Source organism: Streptomyces sp. NPDC058274 (genome assembly GCF_042881375.1).
GTDB lineage: Bacteria > Actinomycetota > Actinomycetes > Streptomycetales > Streptomycetaceae > Streptomyces.
On record NZ_JBHVXW010000016.1, the window covers coordinates 156,097 to 173,873 of the forward strand.

Genomic DNA, 17,777 nt, shown 5'->3' on the forward strand with positions numbered 1-17,777 from the left:
GGGGCGGTGGGGCGGCGGAATGACCTGGCGGATGGGCCGGTTGACGGGGGAGGGCTGGTAAATGCATGTGCACATACCAGCTGGAATGTCCGACTTCCCGCACTTTGAGGAGCCTCCCACGTGACTGTCACCGCCTCCCCCTCCGCCTCGGCCACCCGTGCGGCCCGGATCCTGTCCCGGCCGGTCTCGCTGAACGGCCTGACCGTGCCCAACCGGATCGTGATGGCGCCGATGACCCGGCAGTTCTCCCCGGGTGGCATTCCCGGTGAGGACGTGGCGTCGTACTACGCGCGCCGCGCCGCCGCGGGCGTGGGCCTGATCGTCACCGAGGGCACGTACGTGGGCCACGAGTCGGCCGGGCAGAGCGACCGCGTCCCGCGGTTCCACGGCGAGGAGCAGCTGGCCGGCTGGACGAAGGTCGCCGACGCCGTGCACGCGGCGGGCGGCCGGATCGTGCCGCAGCTGTGGCACATCGGCACGGTGCGCAACGCGGGTGACCCGCCGTTCGCCGACGCCCCGTCCGTCGGCCCCTCCGGTCTGCGCCTCGACGGCACCGAGGGCGGCAAGGCGATGACGCAGGCCGATCTGGACGACGTCATCGCGGCGTTCGCCGAGGCCGCGGCCGCCGCCGAGCGCATCGGCTTCGACGGGGTCGAACTGCACGGCGCGCACGGCTACCTGATCGACCAGTTCCTGTGGGAGGGCACCAACCGCCGCACCGACGCGTACGGCGGCGACCCGGTGGCCCGTACGCGATTCGCGGCCGAGATCGTCGCCGCGGTGCGCGCGTCGGTCTCCCCGTCCTTCCCCGTCATCTTCCGCTACTCGCAGTGGAAGCAGGAGGCGTACAAGGCCCGGCTCGCGGAGACCCCGGCCGAGCTCGACGCCCTGCTGACCCCGCTCGCCGAGGCCGGCGTGGACGCCTTCCACGCCTCCACGCGCCGCTACTGGCAGCCCGAGTTCGACGGCTCCGACCTGAACCTGGCCGGCTGGACCAGGAAGCTCACCGGCAGGCCGGCCATCACCGTCGGCTCGGTCGGCCTGGACGGCGACTTCCTCAGGGCCTTCCAGGGCCAGGGCTCCGGGGTCAAGACGATCGACGACCTGCTGGACCGCCTGGAGCGCGACGAGTTCGACCTGGTCGCCGTCGGCCGTGCGCTGCTCCAGGACCCGCTGTGGGCGGCGAAGGTCCTCGACGGCCGCAGCGGCGAGCTGGGCGCCTACGACCCGGCCGCCCTGGGCAGCCTCGCCTGAGCCCTACACGTTCCCCATCGGCTCGATGTCGGTCTTGACCGGGGTGCCCCAGATGCGCAGGACCTCGTAGTCCGTGAACTCGTGGACCAGGCGGTAGGCCATGCCGGGTCGCGGGGTCCTGCGCTCGGCGGCGAGATAGCGCTCGGCCTCGAGGCGGTCGCGCCGCGGGGTGCCGCAGAGCTGCCACGCCTGGCCGCTCCACACCTCCGGGAGCCAGCGCTGCTGGGGCTGGGGGCGGTCCTCGCGGACGCCGTAGCGGGACTTGGTGCGGTCGGGGGAGTCGTCGGGGCCGGTGGGGCGGCCGTGCCCGTAGGCGCCGTTGACCTGGGAGCGGCGGGCGGCCCGGCGGCGGGTCTCGCAGAGCAGGCAGAGGTCGGAGGCGCCCTCGTCGACCGGGCCGTTCGGATGCTCGGCGCAGCGGGTGGTGGGGACCGCGGTGGTGACGGTGTCGTCGAGCAGGTCCAGGGCCCGCTTCAGGTCGGCCTTCACCTCGTGCAGCTTCGCGTCGGCGGTGTCGGCGCCCAGCGCGTCACCGTGCTCACCGAGCAGCCGCAGGGCGCGGCCTAGAGCGGTCAGCTGTGCGTGGTTCACGGTGTTGGGTTCCCTCCCCGGGCGGTGCTCTGTCCTACCGCAGAATCGCACACGCCGCGGACCGTCCCGCCGAAGCCGAAGAAGTAGGTGGCCGCGAAGCCGGTGAGATAGCCGGTCAGCAGGCCGCCCGCGTAGATCGCGGCCGTGATGGCCAGGGACCGGTTCCCGGACAGCAGGGGGAACAGGGCCCAGCCCGAGGGGCCGATCGCCGTCGAGCCGACCCGGTCGCCGAGCATCGAGAAGAACCCGACGAAGGCACCGCCGGCGGCGCCGCCCGCGCAGGCCGTGACGAACGGCCGGCCGAGCGGCAGCGAGACCCCGTAGATCAGCGGTTCACCCACGCCCAGCAGACCCGCCGGGAGCGCCGACCTGATCGTCGTCCGCAGCGACTGGTCGTGGCGCAGCCGGACGTAGACGGCGAGTGCCGCACCCACCTGGCCCGCGCCCGCCATCGCCAGCAGGGGCAGCAGGACGGTGTAGCCCTGCTGCTCGATGAGGGTGGTGTGGATGGGGATCAGCGCCTGGTGCAGGCCGAGCATCACCAGGGGCAGGAAGAGACCGCCCAGGACCAGACCGGCGAAGGCGCCCGTGGTGGACAGCAGCCAGTTCGCCGCCGTACCGATGGCGGCCGAGACCTCGCCGGCCACGTACATCAGGCCGTAGAGCGTCACCAGGCCGGCCACGAGCACGGTGACGGTCGGGGTGAGCAGGACGTCGAGGGTGCCCGGTACGCGGCCGCGGCAGGCCTTCTCGACGTACGTCGCCAGGAGCGCGGCGGCCAGGGCGCCCAGGACGCCGCCCTGGCCGGGGGAGAGCGTCATGCCGAAGGCCGTCACCTTCGCGACCCCCGCGTACACGACGATCGCCGCGACGGCGCCGCCGAGGATGGGGGTGCCGCCGAACTCCTTCGCGGTGTTGTGGCCCACGAAGACGGCGATCAGGGCCATGAAGCCGGAGGCGATGGCGGTGAGCGCCGGGGTGAGGGACGGCAGCAGGTGGAGGTTGACCAGCAGGCCGTTCAGGCCCGCGATGATGCCGCAGCCGATCAGGGCGGGGATCAGCGGGACGAAGATGTTCGCGACGCGGCGCAGCAGTAGCTTGACCGGTGTCGCGTTGCGCTGCCGCTGGGCCGCCTTCAACTCGGCGCCCCTGCCGGCCAGTTCATCGGCCGTGGGGGCGGGCGCGGCCACCAGCGCCTCGAACTCCCCGGCCACCCGCGCGACCGCACCGGGGCCCAGGACGATCTGGTACGTGTCGTCGTCGACGACGCCGAGTACGGCGGGCAGGGCCCGCAGGGCGTCCTCCCGGACCAGGGCCCGGTCCCGCAGACCCAGCCGGAGGCGGGTCATGCAGTGGGCCACGGAGACGACGTTCCCGGCGCCGCCGACGAGCGGGAGCAGCGCGGCGGCGGTGGCGGTGTGGGCGGCGGGGCCGTTCGTTGTGGGCACCCCCCGAGGGTGCGGTCAGCCGCGGGCCGCCGCCAGCGCGGCGCGCAGGTGGCCCGCGCTGTCCTCCAGAAGGCGGGCGGCCGTCGGCCCGTCCACCCCGCCCAGGATCGTCAGGATCGCGTTCTTGACCTCGCCGTCCGTGGCGGCGAGGGCGGACTCGATCTCCTCGTCCGAGGCGCCGGTGGCCAGCGACACGATGCGCCGGGAGCGGGCGCGGAGCTTCTCGTTCGACGCGCGGACGTCGACCATCAGGTTCCCGTACGTCTTGCCCAGCCGGATCATCGTGATCGTCGAGAGCATGTTGAGGACCAGCTTCTGGGCCGTGCCCGCCTTCAGCCGGGTGGAGCCGGTCAGCAGCTCGGGACCCACGACGACCTCGATGCCGTACTCCGCGGCGGCCGCGAGGGCGCTGTCCGCGTTGCAGGACAGGCCGACCGTCAACGCGCCCCGGGCGCGGGCGTGTTCGACCGCGCCGATGGCGTACGGGGTGCGGCCGGAGGCGGAGACGCCGACCACCGTGTCGTCGGCCGTCAGCGAGAGGGCCGTCAGATCGGCCGCGGCCAGCTCCTTGGAGTCCTCCGCGCCCTCGATCGAGGTGATCATGGCGCTCGGGCCGCCCGCGATCAGGCCGACGACCTCGGAGGGGTCCGTGTTGAACGTGGGCGGGCACTCGGACGCGTCCAGGACGCCGAGCCGGCCCGCGGTGCCCGCACCCGCGTAGATCAGTCGCCCGCCGCGGGACATCCGCTCGGCGATGGCGTCGATGGCGGCGGCGATGAGCGGGAGCCGCGCGGCGACCGCGGCCGGGACGGTCGTGTCCTCGCCGTTCATCAGCCGGGCGATCTCGACCGTGGGCAGCCGGTCGATCTCGGAGAGTTCGGGGCGGAACGCCTCGGTGGTCAGCGTCTCCAGCTCGGCCCGCAGATCGCGGTAGCGGTCGTCCGGGAGAGCGTGCTGGCTCTCGCCCCGGGCATCGCGGTGGTTGGAGGAGGCGTCGGCGGTGGAGGTCATGGGGAACGGCTCTTTCCGTGCTTCCGTACGCACGGCGATGGGTGGCGTACGGTCCGTGGATGCGTCGTCGGATCTACGGCGGCAGACGGGGCAGGCGCTAGCGGCGCGGGCCGCCGCGCGGGCTGTGGCGGTGGGCCAGTGCCTCGTACGAGGCGGACAGGGCGGGTGCCGCGGTCTCGTAGGTCCGCTGGGCGACCCCCACGAACAGACAGTCCACGACGAGCAGCTGACTCGTACGGGACGACATCGCCGCCGGCCGCAGCTCGCTCTCCCGGGCCGTCGACGTCGTGAGGATGTGGTCCGCGTACTGGGTCACGGGCCCGTCGGGGCGGCCGGTGACGGCGACCGTCGTCGCACCTCGTTCGAAGGCGACCCGGAGGGGCTCGATGACGTCGCCCGTCGATCCCGAGTGGGTGATGGCGATCGCCACGTCCTTGGCGCGCAGCTGCACCGCGTTGGTGACGGCGAGGTGCGGGTCGCTGTGCGCGTGGGCTATCAGACCGATGCGCAGCAGCTTCTGGGCGAGGTCCTGGCCGACCAGGCCGGACGCCCCGACGCCGTAGATGTCGACGCGGCGGGCGGCGGCGAGCGCGGTGACGGCCGCGCCGAGCTGGACCGTGTCGAGCCCGGCCGCCGTGTCGGCGAGCGTCTGCTGCTCGTCGTAGGCGAGTTTGGCGACGACGTCCGCGATCGGGTCGTCGACCGCGATGTCCGCGGTGACGGCGGGCGCCCGGCCCGACTGCTGCTGGGCGGCGAGGCCGGCCAGGGCCAGGCGCAGGTCACGGTAGCCGGGGTAGCCGAGGAGGCGGGCGGTGCGGACCACCGTCGCCTCGCTGGTGCCGGTGAGCTCGGCGAGGCCGGTGACCGTGAGGGCCGCGCAGCCGGCCGGGTCGCCGGCGACGGCCTCGGCGACGCGCTGCATGGAGCGGGTCATCGACGGAGCAAGCGTGCGCACCTTGGCCGCGAGGGCGGCGGGGGCGGGCGGCGCCTCCCCGGCGAAAATTTCCTTCACGTCATGGGTCACCACTGAAAGATATTTTCCGTTGGGGCATACGGTCAAGGGTGCGCACAATGGGTGCATGGACCCCATCAGCCCCCTGGAGCAGGCGTTGCACGCGGCGCGCGCGCTCGTGCTCGCCGATCTCGTCGCGGGCCAGGTCGCCGAGGCCGACGTCGTCTCCCTGGTCGAGGAGTCGGTGGCGCAGCGGCGCTGGTGGGTCGAGCAATGGCCGGAGGGCACGGCGTACGTGGCGGGGCTGGTCGCCCAGGACGTGCAGGACGCGCTCCTCGAGCGGTACGGGCGGTGGCCGCTGTGCCCCGTCTGCGGCTCGGGCGACCCGCACGCCCTCGACGTGGAGCCCGAGTTGGGGCCCGACCCGCACTGGGTCTGCCACCAGGCGGGAGTGAAGGTCGCGTCGGTGGGCTCACTCGGACCGGCCCTGGGCGGGACGCCCTCGTCGTGACGCTCTACATAGATCCGCCCACCTGGCCGGGGCACGGGCGGATGTGGTCGCACCTGGTCAGCGATGTGTCGTACGACGAACTGCACCGGTTCGCCGAGGGGTTGGGCGTGCCGCGGCGCGCGTTCGAGCGGGACCACTACGACATTCCGTCCCACCGGTACGCGGAGGTCGTGCGGGCGGGCGCGGTGGAGGTCAGCAGCCGCGAGGTGGTGCGGCTGCTGCACGGCTCCGGACTGCGCAGGGCCAAGCGGTGGACGGGCCCCCGCTGATCCGTCGGCAGCGGGCGCCCCGCTGACCCCTCGCCCCGCGTCGACCGCGGCAGGCCCGCGCGTGGCTCAGCCTTCGCGTGCGTACAGCTGCAACGACCGGTCCAGCCCGTGCAGTTCGTACGCGTCCTCCTCCACGTCGGCGTCCACCCGGGCGAACCCGGCGCGCGCGGCGACGTTCTGCGAAGGCGTGTTGGCGCGCTCGACGGCCGCGAAGAGGAGCTTCACGTCGTCGCGGGCCAGGGCCCACTCGGACAGCGCGCGCAGGGCCTCGGTGGCGTAGCCGTTGCCGCGGGCCGACTCGACCAGGTCGTAGCCGACCTCGGCGCGGTCCTCCTCGTCCGGGACGCCGTGGAAGCCGATCCCGCCGACCGCGCGCCCGTCCTCCCGCCGTACCAGCACGAACATGCCCCACTCCGGGCGGTGCGTGCCGGCCGCGTATGCCTTGGCGACCATGCCGGCGGCCGAGACCGTGCCCTCGAAGGGGCCGCCCTCGATCCACTCGAAGCCGCCGGTGCCGCCGGCGGTGAGATCGGCGGCGGCCGCGGGCGTGACGCCCTGCAGGGTGAGGCGCTCGGCGGGGATGACCAGGTTGTTGTTCCAGCGCCACTCGGTGAGCGGCGCGCGGTCCGGCAGCTCACCGCGGCCGGTCGCCCACAGCAGGGTGCGCCAGTGATCGGGGCCGGGCCGGACGTGCGGGAAGATCCGCGTGAGGACGTCCTGGCAGAGCTCGGCCGGGGGCTCGTACGACAGGCCGAGCCCTGCGGCGATGTCATGCGTGTGCAGCAGGACTTCGGCGACGCCCATCGCGGCGAAGCCCTCGCGGTTCGCGCCGCCGAAGGGGTACGGGTGGAAGGCGCGTGTCTCGCGGGGTGTGGTGCGCACGGTGGCGGCGAGCAGGGCACCGGTCGTCTCGATCACCTCGATGAGGCCCGCGTTGTCGGTGCCGTCCTCGACCACGATCTCGAACGGGACGTACGCCGTGGTCGCCCGCCCCGCCAACTGGCCCGCGTACGCGATGAGATCCTCCGCGATGTGGATCGCGGTCGTACGGCAACTCCACTCCAGGCGGCCCGCCCTGACGCCTTCCCAGTCCCGTCCGGCCACCGTCCGCAGCAGTGCCGCGGCCCCCGCGACGGCTTCCTCGATCTGATCCCCGCCCATGTCTCGCATGCGGCGAGAATAGGGGCTTCATACCTCCGTGCGAACCGGATTCTTGGCCGGGGCCGTGTCGGCCGGCCAGGGGCAGGCCGGCTGCACCCCTAGGCGAGCCGGGTCAGTTCCGCGCGGAGGTTGTCCCGCGCGGGTGCCTCCCACTCCCGCTGCCCGTACGGCGTCCGGAACAGCCTGGGCAGGTCCAGGAGTTGACGCAGCACCGCCGCCCGGCCCGCGCGGAAGGCGTCCGGCGGGACGAACGCGTACTCCTCGCGGACGGCGGCCGTGTAGGCGGCGTACGCCCCCGGGGGAGCGGCCAGGATCCCGAGGTCGGCGTCGCAGAGGACGGCGCCGTCGGCATCTTGGGGCCGCGGGTCGTGGGTGACGGTGAGGCGGACCAGGCGGGCGACCTCGGCCGTGCGGGACGCGTCGACGCCCAGCTCGGGCAGGGCCCGCTCGGCGAGCCGAGCGGAGCGCTCCTCGTTCGTCGACCGGTCGGGGAGGTACACCGCGTCGTGGAACCACGCGGCGAGCCGCACCACGGCCGGGTCGTCCGCGTACTCCTCCAGCACGTCGACCCGGTCCAGCACCGCGACGAGGTGATCGACGGTGTGATAGCGCCGCTGGGGCTCGGCCCAACGGGCGAGGAGATTCTCGGCGTAGGGGAGGGCCGGTGTCTTCCAGGCCTCCGGGTCCGGGGTCTGCGGGGTCTGCGGGTCCGGGGTCCCCGGGGCCGGTGTCTGCGTCGGCGCGGTGGTGCCGGGGTTGCCGGGGTCCGTGCCGCGGGCCGCCGTGACCGTCGCCGCCCAGCGCTCCGTCAGGGCCGCGTACGCGGGATGCCGTGCCGCTGCCCCGGTCGCGCCGCCCGCTGGGTGGCCGCCTGCCGTCGCGCCGCCCGCCGTCCGGCCGCTCGCACTGGCGCCGCCCGTTGAGCCGACACCCGTCGCCGAGCCGCCCTCCGCGCCGTCCCCCGCCCCCGCCGCTTCTTCCTCCGCCATCTCTGCCATGGCGTTCATTGTCCTCTCCGCCCCCAGAGGTATCCCCGTCGCCTAGCGTGGGGGCATGACTTCTACGGACGTGACAGACGTGTCGGACGTACGGGACCCGGAACTCCCCGGGCGGTTGCTGCGCACCGAGCGGGACGCGCTGATACCGCTGCTGCGGGCGCGCCCGGACGGGGACTTCGCGGCGCGGACCGCGTGTCCCGGGTGGACCGTGCGGGATGTGCTCGCGCACTGCGGGGCAGCGTTGACGCGGGTCGTGGAGAGCCGGTTCGAGAAGGGGGTGTTCCGACCGGAGGCGAACGACCGGGACATCGCCGAGCGGGACGACTGGCCGACGGAGCGGGTCGTCGACGAGCTGGAGCGCGGGATGACCGAGGCCGGCCCGGTGATCGCCAAGGCCGGCGGAATCCTCGACATGGTCGCGCTCGGGGAGTGGGTGCACGCCGGCGACGTACGCGAGGCGTTCGGGGAGCCGGGCGCCTACGCCGGTGAGGGCCTGCCGCACGCCCTCGCGCTGCTCGCGCGGATCACCCGTGAGAAGGGCCACGTCCCGCTGCACGCCGACCTCGACGACCTGGACGAACCGCTGCGGCTCGGCGCGGTCTCGGGGACCCGGCCGCCGGCCCGGTACATCGGCGACGCACCCACTCTCGTACGGCTGTACGCGGGACGCCCCCTCGTCGGCACCCGGTACGAACTGGTGGGGGCAAGGGAGGCCGAGCTGAACATCTTCGGCGGCTGAGCGGCGCGCTTCTCCTGATCTTCTCGCGGGCGCGGGCCCGACCGGCGTAGTCTTGGATTGGACTAGACCTGTAGCCGCCCCTAGGGAAGAGGTCCTATGAGCAAGCGTGCGGTCCTGGAGGTGATCGCCCTCGATGCCGAGGACGCCGTCGCCGCCCAGGCTGGAGGCGCGGACCGCCTCGAACTCGTCGCGGACATGGCCGCCGACGGGCTCACCCCGGCGGTGGAGACGTTCGCCGGGATCCGCGCCGCCGTCGACATCTCGCTGCGCGTGATGCTCCGGCTGGCCGACGGGTTCGCGGCGGGCGACGCCGCCGGGGTCGACGCGCTCGTCCGGACCGCACAGCGGATGCGGGCCGCCGGTGCCGAGGAGTTCGTGCTCGGGTTCCTCGACGAGCACGGCGGCCCCGACCTCGCCGTCGTGGAGCGGCTGGTGGCGGAGCTGGACGGGTGCCGGTGGACGTTCCACCGCGCGATCGACCGGGCCGCCGACCGGGACGCCCTGCGCAAGCAGCTCGCGGACCTGCCGGGACTCGACGCCTATCTGACGGCGGGTTCCGCCGCGGGCGTCGACGACGGCCTGCCCACCCTCCTCGCGGAGATCGCGCGCCGCGGCGAACCCGGCTACGAGCCGCAGCTCCTCGTCGGCGGCGGCCTCCGCCTCGACCACCTCCCCGGGCTGCGCGCGGCCGGCCTCGACGCCTTCCACATCGGCGGCGCGGCCCGGCCCGGCGGCTGGACCGCACCGGTCGCCGCCGAGGCGGTACGGGAGTGGCGCGAGGCCCTGGACGCCTAGGGCTCGTCCGGCAGCCGGAGTACGGGCCGCGCTCCTCAGACGCGTACCGGATCCGTAGTGCGGGTATCCGGCAGCCGGGGGTACGGGCCGCGCTCCTCAGGCGCGTACCGGATCCGTAGTGCGGGTGTCCGGCAGCCGGAGTACGTCCCGCGCTCCTCAGACGCGTACCGGATCCGGCAGCGCGGGTGTCCGGGGCGCCGGTGCCGGCCGGGTCGTGAACACCGAGACCCCCACCGCCAGTGCCATGAGCGCCGTCCCCGCCAGCAGGAACCAGCGGTCGCCGAGCAGGGCCATGGCGAGGCTGCCGGTGCCGCCGGCCGCGGCGATCCCCAGGTACAGCGCGCTGCTGTTGAGGGAGATGAGCAGCGGCGCGTTGGCGGGGTCGAGCGAGGCGAGACGGGTGATGAGGGCGACGGTGACCGCCCAGCCGGCGACCGGGGTGAGCGCGGAGGTCACCAGGGCACTGGGCATGGACTGCAGGGTCCAGGGGGACGCGGCCGACAGCACCGTCGCCGCCGCACCCGCGAAGAGGATCACCCAACGCGGGCCCAGCCGGTCCACCAGGCGTCCGCCCACCGCGCTGCCGCCGACCGAGGCGATCCCGGACACCAGCAGGAGCAGCGTCAGCCGGTCCTGGTCGCCGCCGGTCGCCGGGTGGGCGGCCACCGTGTAGTAGATGAAGGTCGTCTGGAAGGCGAGGAAGACCAGGAAGGTCGTGAGGGCGGCGCCGAGGACGCGGGAGTTCGCGAGCGGCGCGAGACGCTCCCGAAGGCCCAGCACCGTTGCCGGCTGCGGGAGTTCGCGCAGCATCAGCGCGAGCCCCGCGAACGCGGCCACGCCCAGCGCCGTCACCAGCCACATCGTCAGCCGCCAGTCGGTGCGGCCGATCCAGGTGCCGAGCGGCACGCCGAGGGCGGTGGCGGCCGTGAGGCCGCCCATCACCACGGCGATGGCCCGCCCGCGCCGCTCCGGTGGCACCAGCGCGGTGGCGACGGCGTTGGCGGTGGGCGTGTAGAGCGCGGCGCCGGCCGCGGCCAGGACGCGGGTGACGAGCAGGATGCCGTACGAAGGGGCCAGCGCCGTAAGGGCGTTGGCGACGCTGAACACGGTGAGCGCGAGGAGCAGGGCGCGGTGGCGCGGCCAGCGGGCGGTGACGGTGGCGAGCACCGGCGCCAGCACCGCGTACGACAGGGCGAAGACGGTCACCACCTGACCGGCGATCGAGATGGAGACGTCCAGATCGCCGGCGATGAGCGGCAGAATGCCGGCCATCACCATGCCATCCGTGCCCACGGCGAAGGTGCCGAGAGCGAGCAGGAGCAGACGTAGACGCACGGGTCCCCCAGAATCCGTCCGGCGCGGAGCGCAACGGTGAACGGTTTGACGTTGGTCAAACAATAGAGACTGTTGGATGCTTGTCAAACGGTCTGTGACGAGGAGGGTCCGTGCACGACGAAGAGGGCGAGTGGCTGCCGCAGCCGGACGTGGCCGACATCGAGCTGGTCAGGGTGCTGCACGCGCTCGGTGACCCGGTGCGGCTGGCCCTGCTGGGGGTGTACGCGAGCGGGGAGCAGTTCAGCTGCGCGCCGGGCGCGCTGGGGCTCGCCCATCTGCACAAGTCGACGGTCTCGCACCACATGCGGACCATGCGCGAGGCCGGGATCACGTCGACGCGGGCCGTCGGCCGCAACCGCTTTGTGCAGCTGCGGCGCGCCGACCTCGACGCCAGGTTTCCCGGCCTCCTGGACGCACTGCTGAAGTCCCTGCCCGAATAGGGCCGACGGCCCGGCCTACCGGGCGAGTTGCTCCGGCAGCGGGACCGAGTGCGTCACGATCAGGCCCGACACCGCTCGGGTCAGCGCCACGTACAGGCGGCGCAGCCCGGTGCGTTCGTCCGGCTCGCCGTCGACCACGGCCCGCGGTTCGTCCAGGACCACGTAGTCGTACTCCAGGCCCTTGGCGAGGGAGGCGGGGACGAGGGTGAGGCGGGTGTCGGGGGTCGTCTCCTCGCCGGGGCCGAGGCAGGTGATGCCGGCCGCCGTCAACGCCTCGGCCAGCGCCGGGATCCGGGCGTCGGCGGCGATCAGCCCGATCGACCCCTCGCGGCGCAGGGACTCCTCGCAGGCGGCGACCACCTCACCGTCCGCGGCGACGGGGCGCACCTCGAACGATCCCGGGTTCTCCCGCACGGATGCCACCGGGGTGAGCCCCGGCGCGATGTACGGCAGCAGCCGGGACGCGTAGGTGATGACGTCCGCGGGCACGCGGAAGCCCGCCGTCAGCTCCTCGACGACGGCCTCGCTCTTGCCCAGATGCTTCAGGGCCTCGTCCCAACTCCGGGTCGCCCAGGGCGTCGTGCCCTGCGCGAGGTCCCCGAGCACGGTCGCCGAGCCGGTCGTGCAGCGCCGGCCCACCGCCCGGTACTGCATCGGCGACAGGTCCTGCGCCTCGTCGAGCACCACATGGCCGAGCGAGTGCGTGCGCTGGACGAGATCGGTCGCCTCGTCGATCAACACCGCGTCCGCGGCGGACCACTTGGCCGACTTCACCGACCGCGCGGGCTTCGCCAGAAGGATCGTCTTCTGCTCGTCCTCGTCGAGGAGCCCCTCCGCGTGGGCGCCGAGGAAGTCCGCGTCGGACAGCAGACGCAGCACGAGCCGGGCGGGGTCGACGGGCGGCCAGATCGCCTTCACCGCCGCCTTGACCGCGGTGTTGCGGGCCACGGCGTCCTGCACCCGGTCGTCCGGCGCCTCACCCGCCCGCTCCATCTGCACGAGGACGGCATGCGCGATCCGCTGCGGCAGGGCCTCCCGGGCGGCGCCGTAGCGGATGTCGCGGTCCTGCAACTCCCGCACGATCTCCTCGAGTTCGTACGCCGGCACCCGCCAGCGGCGCGAGCCGCGGACGACCACGACCGGCTCGGCGGGCGGGGTCACATGGGAACGCACCGCCCTGCGCAGGACCTCCGCCATCCTGGCGTCACCCTTGATCACGGCGGCGCGGGCGTCGTCCGTGCCGCGGATCTCCACATGGCCGACGAGATCGTCCACCGTCGCCTGCTTGACCTCCAACTCACCCAGTGCGGGCAGTACTTGCTCGATGTAGTGGAGGAAGGAGCGGTTCGGTCCGATGACGAGGGTGCCGGTGCGAGCGAGCCGCTCCCGGTGGGCGTACAGCAGATAGGCGACACGGTGCAGGCCGACGGCGGTCTTTCCGGTCCCCGGGCCGCCCTGCACGCAGACCGAGCCGGAGAGCCCCGCCCGGACGATCTCGTCCTGCTCGGGCTGGATGGTCGCCACGATGTCGCGCATCGGGCCGACACGCGGCCGCTCGATCTCCTGCTGGAGCAGCTTGCTGGTGGCCGCGGCCTCGGCGGGATCGGAGAGGTGCTCGTCCTCGTACGCCGTGAGTTCCCCGCCGGTGTACCCGAAGCGGCGGCGCAGCGCGATGTCCAGCGGATCCTTCTTGGAGGCCCGGTAGAACGGCTGGGACACCGGGGCCCGCCAGTCGATGACCATCGGGTCGCCGTCGGCGTCGTGCACATGCCGGCGACCGATGTAGAAGCGCTCGCCCGCCGCGCCCTCCGCCCGGTCGGCGCCCGGCGCGTGCAGATAGTCGAGCCGTCCGAAGAACAGCGGGGTGTGGCTGAGGTCGGCGAGGGACTTGATGCGCTCGCCGATCTGGCGCTGGAGGACCTCGGCGTTCACCCAGTTCGCGGTGACGTCGCTGATGTCGAGGGACTCCGCGTCCTCCCGCATCGCGCGCAGGGCGGCACGGGAGCCGGCGAGATGCGTCCGCTCGCGTACCAGGGGGTCGTCGGGGTCGTCGGGAGATTCCGGCAAGGGTGACACGGGCGTTGCCTCCGGGAGCGGCTGTGAGCGAGGTGGCGGTCTGCCGTCCGGTTTCCGTCCGGACGGCGGCACTCCGTGAAGGGAGGCGGGCAAGAGCGGAGATTTTAGGCGAGGACGGGGGATGGGGGCCAACGGATTTTCCGGGCGCGCGCGGGGGCTTGCCTGGCGGGGTCTCGGGGTCTCGGGATCTCGGGGTCCGGGGCGCCGGGTGCCGGCTGCCGGGCGCCGGGCTCGCGGGTTCCGAGGGTGTCGGTAGGGGCCGGGCAGGACGGCCCCCGGAGACGTCAGGGTTCGTGACCCCGAGTTCCCTAGGGGTTTGAGGGGGAGGGGTCCCTCCGGAGGCGTAGGACGGGCGACCCGCAGGTGTAGGACGCGGCGGCCGAGGTTACATCCGAAGGCCGACGCGTCCGGGTGGCCGGGATTCCATCATGGAGGTATGAGTGCAGCCACCTTCACCCCACATCACCTCCCCCCGAGCGGGGCGAGCGCCCTCGACGGCAGCGGCCACCGGCGCCACCGCCTCGGTGACGCCCTGCGTGCCGTCAAGGTGTTCGCCGGCGCCGCGATAGGCGTCGTCCTCCTCGGCGAATACGGCGAGGACGCGGGCGTACGACGCCGCTGACTCCGGGGCCGCCCCTGGAGCCACGGCCCGGGCCGACCGGTCCCGGAGGCTAAGGTTCCGTCGTGATTCGACGGAACGTGACCTTGCGTGCACCCTCCGCAGTCCTCCTGCTCGCCGTCTCCCTCGCCGCCCTCGCCGCGCTGTGTGTCCTCCAGCGCGCCCCGATGGCCGACGCCCTGGTCTACCGGGCGGAAGGCGCGGCCGTCGCCCGCGGCGGCGAGCTGTACGGCTTCACCGTCACCGAGTGGCAGCTGCCCGCCACGTACCCGCCCTTCGCGGCGATCCTCTTCGTGCCGCTGGCCTGGCTCCCACCGGCCGCCCTCAAGGTGGCGTTCCTCGCCGGCAACGCGGCCCTCGTCGCCCTCCTGGTCCGGCTCTCCTGCCGCTTCGCCGGCCTGCCCGCGCCCGCACCCGTCGTGTGCGCCGCCACCGCCTGCGCCCTGTGGCTCGAACCGGTCTTCCAGACGCTGCTCTTCGGGCAGATCAACCTCGCGCTCGTCTGTCTGATCCTCTGGGACCTGAGCCGCCCGCCGGGAGCCCGGGGACGGGGCATCGCCCTGGGCATCGCGGCCGGCGTGAAGCTGACGCCCGCCCTGTTCGTCGTACACCTGCTGCTCTCCGGATGGCACCGGCACCGCGCGGGGGACGCGCGGGAAGGACGGGAGCGGGTACGGGACGGGCTCACCGCGGGGGCCTCCTGCGGCGGCACCGTCCTGATCGGCGCGCTCGTGCTGCCTGCCGCGAGCCTCGACTTCTGGACCCGGCGCCTCTTCGAGACGGGACGAGTCGGCAAGGCGTGGCTCGTCGACAACCAGTCGTTGCAGGGGCTCGTCGCGCGAGCCATGGGGGATCCGTCACCGGGCCCGGCCTGGGCGCTCCCCGCGCTGGCGGCCGGGTGCGCCGGCCTCTGGCTGGCCTGCCGCACCCCGGACGCCCGCTGGGGTGTCCTCGGCACGGCGTTCACCGCGCTCCTCGTCTCGCCGATCAGCTGGTCCCACCACTGGGTGTGGTGCGTGCCGCTGCTGGCGGTGCTGCTCGCCCAGGGCCGTACCGCGGTGGCCGCGCTGACGGCCGTCGTCTTCACCGCACGGACCCTGTGGCTGGTCCCGCACCAGGGGGACCTGGACCTGCGACTGCCGTGGTGGCAACAGGTGTTGGCGTCCCCGTACGTCCTGCTGGTCCTCGCGCTGACGGTGGCGGCCTGGGTGCCGGCCCGCCGCGCTCCCGCGCCGGACACGGAGCACGGCCCGCCCGCCCTCAGCCCTCTTCACGAAGCGCGATGACGGAGCACGGCCCGCCCGCGCTCAGCCCTCTTCGGGAAGCGGGATGACGGAGCACGGCCCGCCCGCGCTCAGCCCTCTTCACGAAGCGCGATGACGGAGCACGGCCCGCCCGCCCTCAGCCCTCTTCGGGAAGTGGGATGACGGAGCACGGCCCGCCCGCGCTCAGCCCTCTTCGGGAAGCAGGATGTCCGCGTCGTCGAAGATCCGCAGCATGACCAGCAGCAGCCGGCCCCGCGAGACCATGTACTCCGCGACGATCTGCGACGTCAGCCGGATCTCCCGGTCCTGGTCGCCCACGCCTATCGCGCGGGACAGCTCCGTGTAGGGATCGCGGGCCAGCAGCTCGACCGCCTTGTCGAGGGACGCCCGGCGCGCCGGATCCAGCCGGTCACGGTCACGCGCCGCGGGCTCGGTGTACACCACCTCGTAGAGGTCCTCGTGCCGCATACGCCCTCCCAACCGTGCCTCGCCCCGTACGGCCAGCGTACCCAGGGAACGCGCAGCCGCACCGGGCGACCTCCGCGGAGGTGTGGACGGCCGGGGACCGGCCGCCCACACCGGCGTCAGCCGCCCGCGCCGCCCGCGCCGCCCGCGCCGCCCGCCCCGTCAGCTCCCGGCCAGCAGTTCGTCCGCGTCGACGATCCGGTACGCGTACCCCTGCTCCGCCAGGAACCGCTGGCGGTGGGCCGCGAAGTCCTGGTCGATGGTGTCGCGGGCGACCACGGAGTAGAAGTGCGCCTGGTGGCCGTCGGCCTTGGGCCGCAGCACCCGGCCGAGCCGCTGCGCCTCCTCCTGCCGCGACCCGAAGGTCCCGGACACCTGGATGGCGACCGTCGCCTCCGGCAGGTCGATCGAGAAGTTCGCGACCTTCGACACGACGAGCACGCTGATCTCGCCCTGCCGGAACGCCTCGAAGAGCTTCTCGCGCTGCGCGTTCGACGTCTCGCCCTTGATGACCGGCGCGTCCAAGTGCTCACCCAGCTCGTCGAGTTGGTCGATGTACTGGCCGATCACCAGGGTCTGCTGGCCGGCGAACTTCCGGACCAGCGCCTCCGTCACCTTCCGTTTGGTCGCGGTGGTCGCACAGAAGCGGTACTTCTCCTCGGTCTCCGCGGTGGCGTACGCCAGCCGCTCGGACTCCGTCAGATTGACCCGGACCTCGACGCAGTCGGCGGGCGCGATGTAGCCCTGCGCCTCGATCTCCTTCCACGGAGCGTCGAACCGCTTCGGGCCGATCAGCGAGAAGACGTCCGACTCGCGCCCGTCCTCCCGCACGAGCGTCGCGGTCAGCCCGAGCCGCCGGCGCGCCTGGAGGTCGGCGGTGAACTTGAAGACGGGGGCGGGCAGCAGATGCACCTCGTCGTAGACGATCAGCCCCCAGTCGCGGGAGTCGAAGAGCTCCAGGTGGGGATAGATCCCCTTCCGCTTCGTCGTCAGCACCTGGTACGTGGCGATCGTGACGGGCCTGATCTCCTTGCGCGTACCGCTGTACTCGCCGATCTCCTCCTCGGTCAGCGAGGTCCGCTTCACCAGCTCGTGCTTCCACTGGCGCGCGGAGACGGTGTTGGTGACGAGGATGAGCGTGGTCGCCTTCGCCTGCGCCATCGACCCGGCCCCGACGAGCGTCTTGCCGGCCCCACAGGGCAGGACGACGACCCCGCTGCCGCCGTGCCAGAAGTTCTCCACGGCCTGCTTCTGGTAGGGCCGCAGCGCCCAGCCGTCCTCGGCCAGCTCGATCGGGTGCGCCTCCCCGTCGACGTACCCGGCGAGGTCCTCCGCCGGCCAGCCCAGCCGCAGCAGCGTCTGCTTGATCTGCCCGCGCTCGGAGGGGTGCACGGCGACGGTGTCCGGGTCGAGACGGGCGCCGACCAGCGGCGCGACCCGCTTCGAGCGCAGCACCTCCTCCAGCACCGGGCGGTCGGTGGTGGTGAGCACCAGACCGTGGATCGGGTGCTTGCTGAGGGTGAGCCGCCCGTAGCGGTCCATGGTCTCCGCGATGTCCACCAGCAGGGCGTGCGGCACGGGGTAGCGGCTGAACTCCACCAGCGCGTCCACGACCTGCTCGGCGTCGTGGCCCGCGGCGCGCGCGTTCCACAGCCCGAGCGGGGTCACGCGGTACGTGTGGATGTGCTCGGGCGCCCGCTCCAGTTCCGCGAACGGGGCGATGGCGCGACGGCAGGCGCCGGCCAACTCGTGATCGACTTCGAGCAGGAGTGTCTTGTCGCTCTGGACGATAAGAGGTCCGTTCACACCCGTCCCTTTCTGCGTGCCGGCACCGCCGCGCGGATGCCC

At 73.4% G+C, this 17,777-nt stretch carries 18 protein-coding genes; 8 read left to right on the forward strand and 10 right to left on the reverse strand.

The window, feature by feature from the left end; genetic code table 11:
- Positions 1 to 120: 120 nt before the first annotated feature.
- Positions 121 to 1,254 carry an NADH:flavin oxidoreductase gene (locus ACFVYF_RS27505; RefSeq protein WP_389459564.1) on the forward strand — a complete coding sequence of 378 codons (1,134 nt, stop codon included), beginning with the start codon at positions 121 to 123 and terminating at the stop codon, positions 1,252 to 1,254.
- A 3-nt stretch (positions 1,255 to 1,257) separates the two neighbouring features.
- Here ACFVYF_RS27505 and ACFVYF_RS27510 read toward each other — a convergent pair whose 3' ends face one another.
- The 4 genes from ACFVYF_RS27510 to ACFVYF_RS27525 form a co-directional block, all read right to left on the reverse strand.
- Positions 1,258 to 1,845, reverse strand: coding sequence for a hypothetical protein (locus tag ACFVYF_RS27510; RefSeq protein WP_389459566.1), 588 nt, complete (start codon positions 1,843 to 1,845; stop codon positions 1,258 to 1,260).
- A complete protein-coding gene (locus tag ACFVYF_RS27515; protein WP_389459567.1) occupies positions 1,842 to 3,293 on the reverse strand; it encodes a PTS transporter subunit EIIC in 1,452 nt (483 codons plus the stop codon). The genes ACFVYF_RS27510 and ACFVYF_RS27515 overlap by 4 nt, the downstream gene beginning before the upstream one ends.
- A gap of 15 nt (positions 3,294 to 3,308) precedes the next feature.
- Complete coding sequence (murQ, locus tag ACFVYF_RS27520) at positions 3,309 to 4,304, reverse strand: N-acetylmuramic acid 6-phosphate etherase (protein WP_389459568.1); 996 nt, start codon at positions 4,302 to 4,304, stop codon at positions 3,309 to 3,311.
- Positions 4,305 to 4,401: 97 nt separating this feature from the next.
- Complete coding sequence (locus ACFVYF_RS27525) at positions 4,402 to 5,328, reverse strand: MurR/RpiR family transcriptional regulator (protein ID WP_389459570.1); 927 nt, start codon at positions 5,326 to 5,328, stop codon at positions 4,402 to 4,404.
- 55 nt (positions 5,329 to 5,383) lie between these two features.
- Here ACFVYF_RS27525 and ACFVYF_RS27530 point away from each other — a divergent pair, with 55 nt between their 5' ends.
- Together ACFVYF_RS27530 and ACFVYF_RS27535 are read left to right on the forward strand one after the other, a co-directional pair.
- On the forward strand, positions 5,384 to 5,767 hold the full coding sequence (locus ACFVYF_RS27530; RefSeq protein ID WP_389459571.1) for a hypothetical protein: 384 nt from the start codon (positions 5,384 to 5,386) through the stop codon (positions 5,765 to 5,767).
- Complete coding sequence (locus ACFVYF_RS27535) at positions 5,764 to 6,036, forward strand: DUF4031 domain-containing protein (RefSeq protein WP_389459573.1); 273 nt, start codon at positions 5,764 to 5,766, stop codon at positions 6,034 to 6,036. The genes ACFVYF_RS27530 and ACFVYF_RS27535 overlap by 4 nt, the downstream gene beginning before the upstream one ends.
- 66 nt (positions 6,037 to 6,102) lie before the next feature.
- Here the strand turns inward: ACFVYF_RS27535 and ACFVYF_RS27540 are convergent, their stop codons facing one another.
- Together ACFVYF_RS27540 and ACFVYF_RS27545 are read right to left on the reverse strand one after the other, a co-directional pair.
- Positions 6,103 to 7,206, reverse strand: coding sequence for a GNAT family N-acetyltransferase (locus tag ACFVYF_RS27540; RefSeq protein WP_389459575.1), 1,104 nt, complete (start codon positions 7,204 to 7,206; stop codon positions 6,103 to 6,105).
- A gap of 89 nt (positions 7,207 to 7,295) precedes the next feature.
- Positions 7,296 to 8,009 carry a hypothetical protein gene (locus ACFVYF_RS27545; RefSeq protein WP_389459641.1) on the reverse strand — a complete coding sequence of 238 codons (714 nt, stop codon included), beginning with the start codon at positions 8,007 to 8,009 and terminating at the stop codon, positions 7,296 to 7,298.
- Positions 8,010 to 8,250: 241 nt separating this feature from the next.
- Here ACFVYF_RS27545 and ACFVYF_RS27550 point away from each other — a divergent pair, with 241 nt between their 5' ends.
- Positions 8,251 to 8,934: a maleylpyruvate isomerase family mycothiol-dependent enzyme gene (locus ACFVYF_RS27550; RefSeq protein ID WP_389459577.1), complete on the forward strand. Its 684-nt coding sequence runs from the start codon at positions 8,251 to 8,253 to the stop codon at positions 8,932 to 8,934.
- A gap of 96 nt (positions 8,935 to 9,030) precedes the next feature.
- Complete coding sequence (locus ACFVYF_RS27555; RefSeq protein ID WP_389459579.1) at positions 9,031 to 9,729, forward strand: copper homeostasis protein CutC; 699 nt, start codon at positions 9,031 to 9,033, stop codon at positions 9,727 to 9,729.
- Positions 9,730 to 9,885: 156 nt separating this feature from the next.
- On the opposite strand, the gene ACFVYF_RS27560 is transcribed toward ACFVYF_RS27555, so the two are convergent.
- Entirely contained in the window at positions 9,886 to 11,064 is a 1,179-nt protein-coding gene (locus tag ACFVYF_RS27560) for an MFS transporter (protein ID WP_389459581.1), read from the reverse strand.
- A gap of 110 nt (positions 11,065 to 11,174) precedes the next feature.
- Between ACFVYF_RS27560 and ACFVYF_RS27565 the strand changes: the two genes are divergently transcribed.
- Positions 11,175 to 11,504: an ArsR/SmtB family transcription factor gene (locus tag ACFVYF_RS27565; protein WP_389459582.1), complete on the forward strand. Its 330-nt coding sequence runs from the start codon at positions 11,175 to 11,177 to the stop codon at positions 11,502 to 11,504.
- A 15-nt stretch (positions 11,505 to 11,519) separates the two neighbouring features.
- On the opposite strand, the gene ACFVYF_RS27570 is transcribed toward ACFVYF_RS27565, so the two are convergent.
- Positions 11,520 to 13,487, reverse strand: coding sequence for a HelD family protein (locus ACFVYF_RS27570; RefSeq protein ID WP_389459643.1), 1,968 nt, complete (start codon positions 13,485 to 13,487; stop codon positions 11,520 to 11,522).
- Between the two features lie 529 nt (positions 13,488 to 14,016).
- Here ACFVYF_RS27570 and ACFVYF_RS27575 point away from each other — a divergent pair.
- Both ACFVYF_RS27575 and ACFVYF_RS27580 read left to right on the forward strand, forming a co-directional pair.
- Positions 14,017 to 14,202 (forward strand): hypothetical protein, encoded by a 186-nt coding sequence (locus ACFVYF_RS27575; protein WP_389459584.1) that lies wholly within the window; start codon positions 14,017 to 14,019, stop codon positions 14,200 to 14,202.
- 107 nt (positions 14,203 to 14,309) lie between these two features.
- On the forward strand, positions 14,310 to 15,485 hold the full coding sequence (locus ACFVYF_RS27580; RefSeq protein WP_389459645.1) for a glycosyltransferase 87 family protein: 1,176 nt from the start codon (positions 14,310 to 14,312) through the stop codon (positions 15,483 to 15,485).
- Positions 15,486 to 15,647: 162 nt separating this feature from the next.
- Here ACFVYF_RS27580 and ACFVYF_RS27585 read toward each other — a convergent pair whose 3' ends face one another.
- A complete protein-coding gene (locus tag ACFVYF_RS27585) occupies positions 15,648 to 15,932 on the reverse strand; it encodes a type II toxin-antitoxin system RelE/ParE family toxin (protein ID WP_383277025.1) in 285 nt (94 codons plus the stop codon).
- Positions 15,933 to 16,091: 159 nt separating this feature from the next.
- Positions 16,092 to 17,735 carry a DNA repair helicase XPB gene (locus ACFVYF_RS27590; RefSeq protein WP_389459586.1) on the reverse strand — a complete coding sequence of 548 codons (1,644 nt, stop codon included), beginning with the start codon at positions 17,733 to 17,735 and terminating at the stop codon, positions 16,092 to 16,094.
- Positions 17,736 to 17,777 lie beyond the last annotated feature (42 nt).

Bases quoted from the DNA above. Each gene is read 5' to 3' on its own strand.
- ACFVYF_RS27575 (WP_389459584.1), top strand. From the start codon at position 14,017: ATGAGTGCAGCCACCTTCACCCCACATCACCTCCCCCCGAGCGGGGCG.
- murQ (WP_389459568.1), bottom strand. From the start codon at position 4,304: ATGACCTCCACCGCCGACGCCTCCTCCAACCACCGCGATGCCCGGGGC.
- ACFVYF_RS27570 (WP_389459643.1), bottom strand. From the start codon at position 13,487: ATGCGGGAGGACGCGGAGTCCCTCGACATCAGCGACGTCACCGCGAAC.
- ACFVYF_RS27540 (WP_389459575.1), bottom strand. From the start codon at position 7,206: ATGCGAGACATGGGCGGGGATCAGATCGAGGAAGCCGTCGCGGGGGCC.
- ACFVYF_RS27530 (WP_389459571.1), top strand. From the start codon at position 5,384: ATGGACCCCATCAGCCCCCTGGAGCAGGCGTTGCACGCGGCGCGCGCG.
- ACFVYF_RS27550 (WP_389459577.1), top strand. From the start codon at position 8,251: ATGACTTCTACGGACGTGACAGACGTGTCGGACGTACGGGACCCGGAA.
- ACFVYF_RS27555 (WP_389459579.1), top strand. From the start codon at position 9,031: ATGAGCAAGCGTGCGGTCCTGGAGGTGATCGCCCTCGATGCCGAGGAC.
- ACFVYF_RS27585 (WP_383277025.1), bottom strand. From the start codon at position 15,932: ATGCGGCACGAGGACCTCTACGAGGTGGTGTACACCGAGCCCGCGGCG.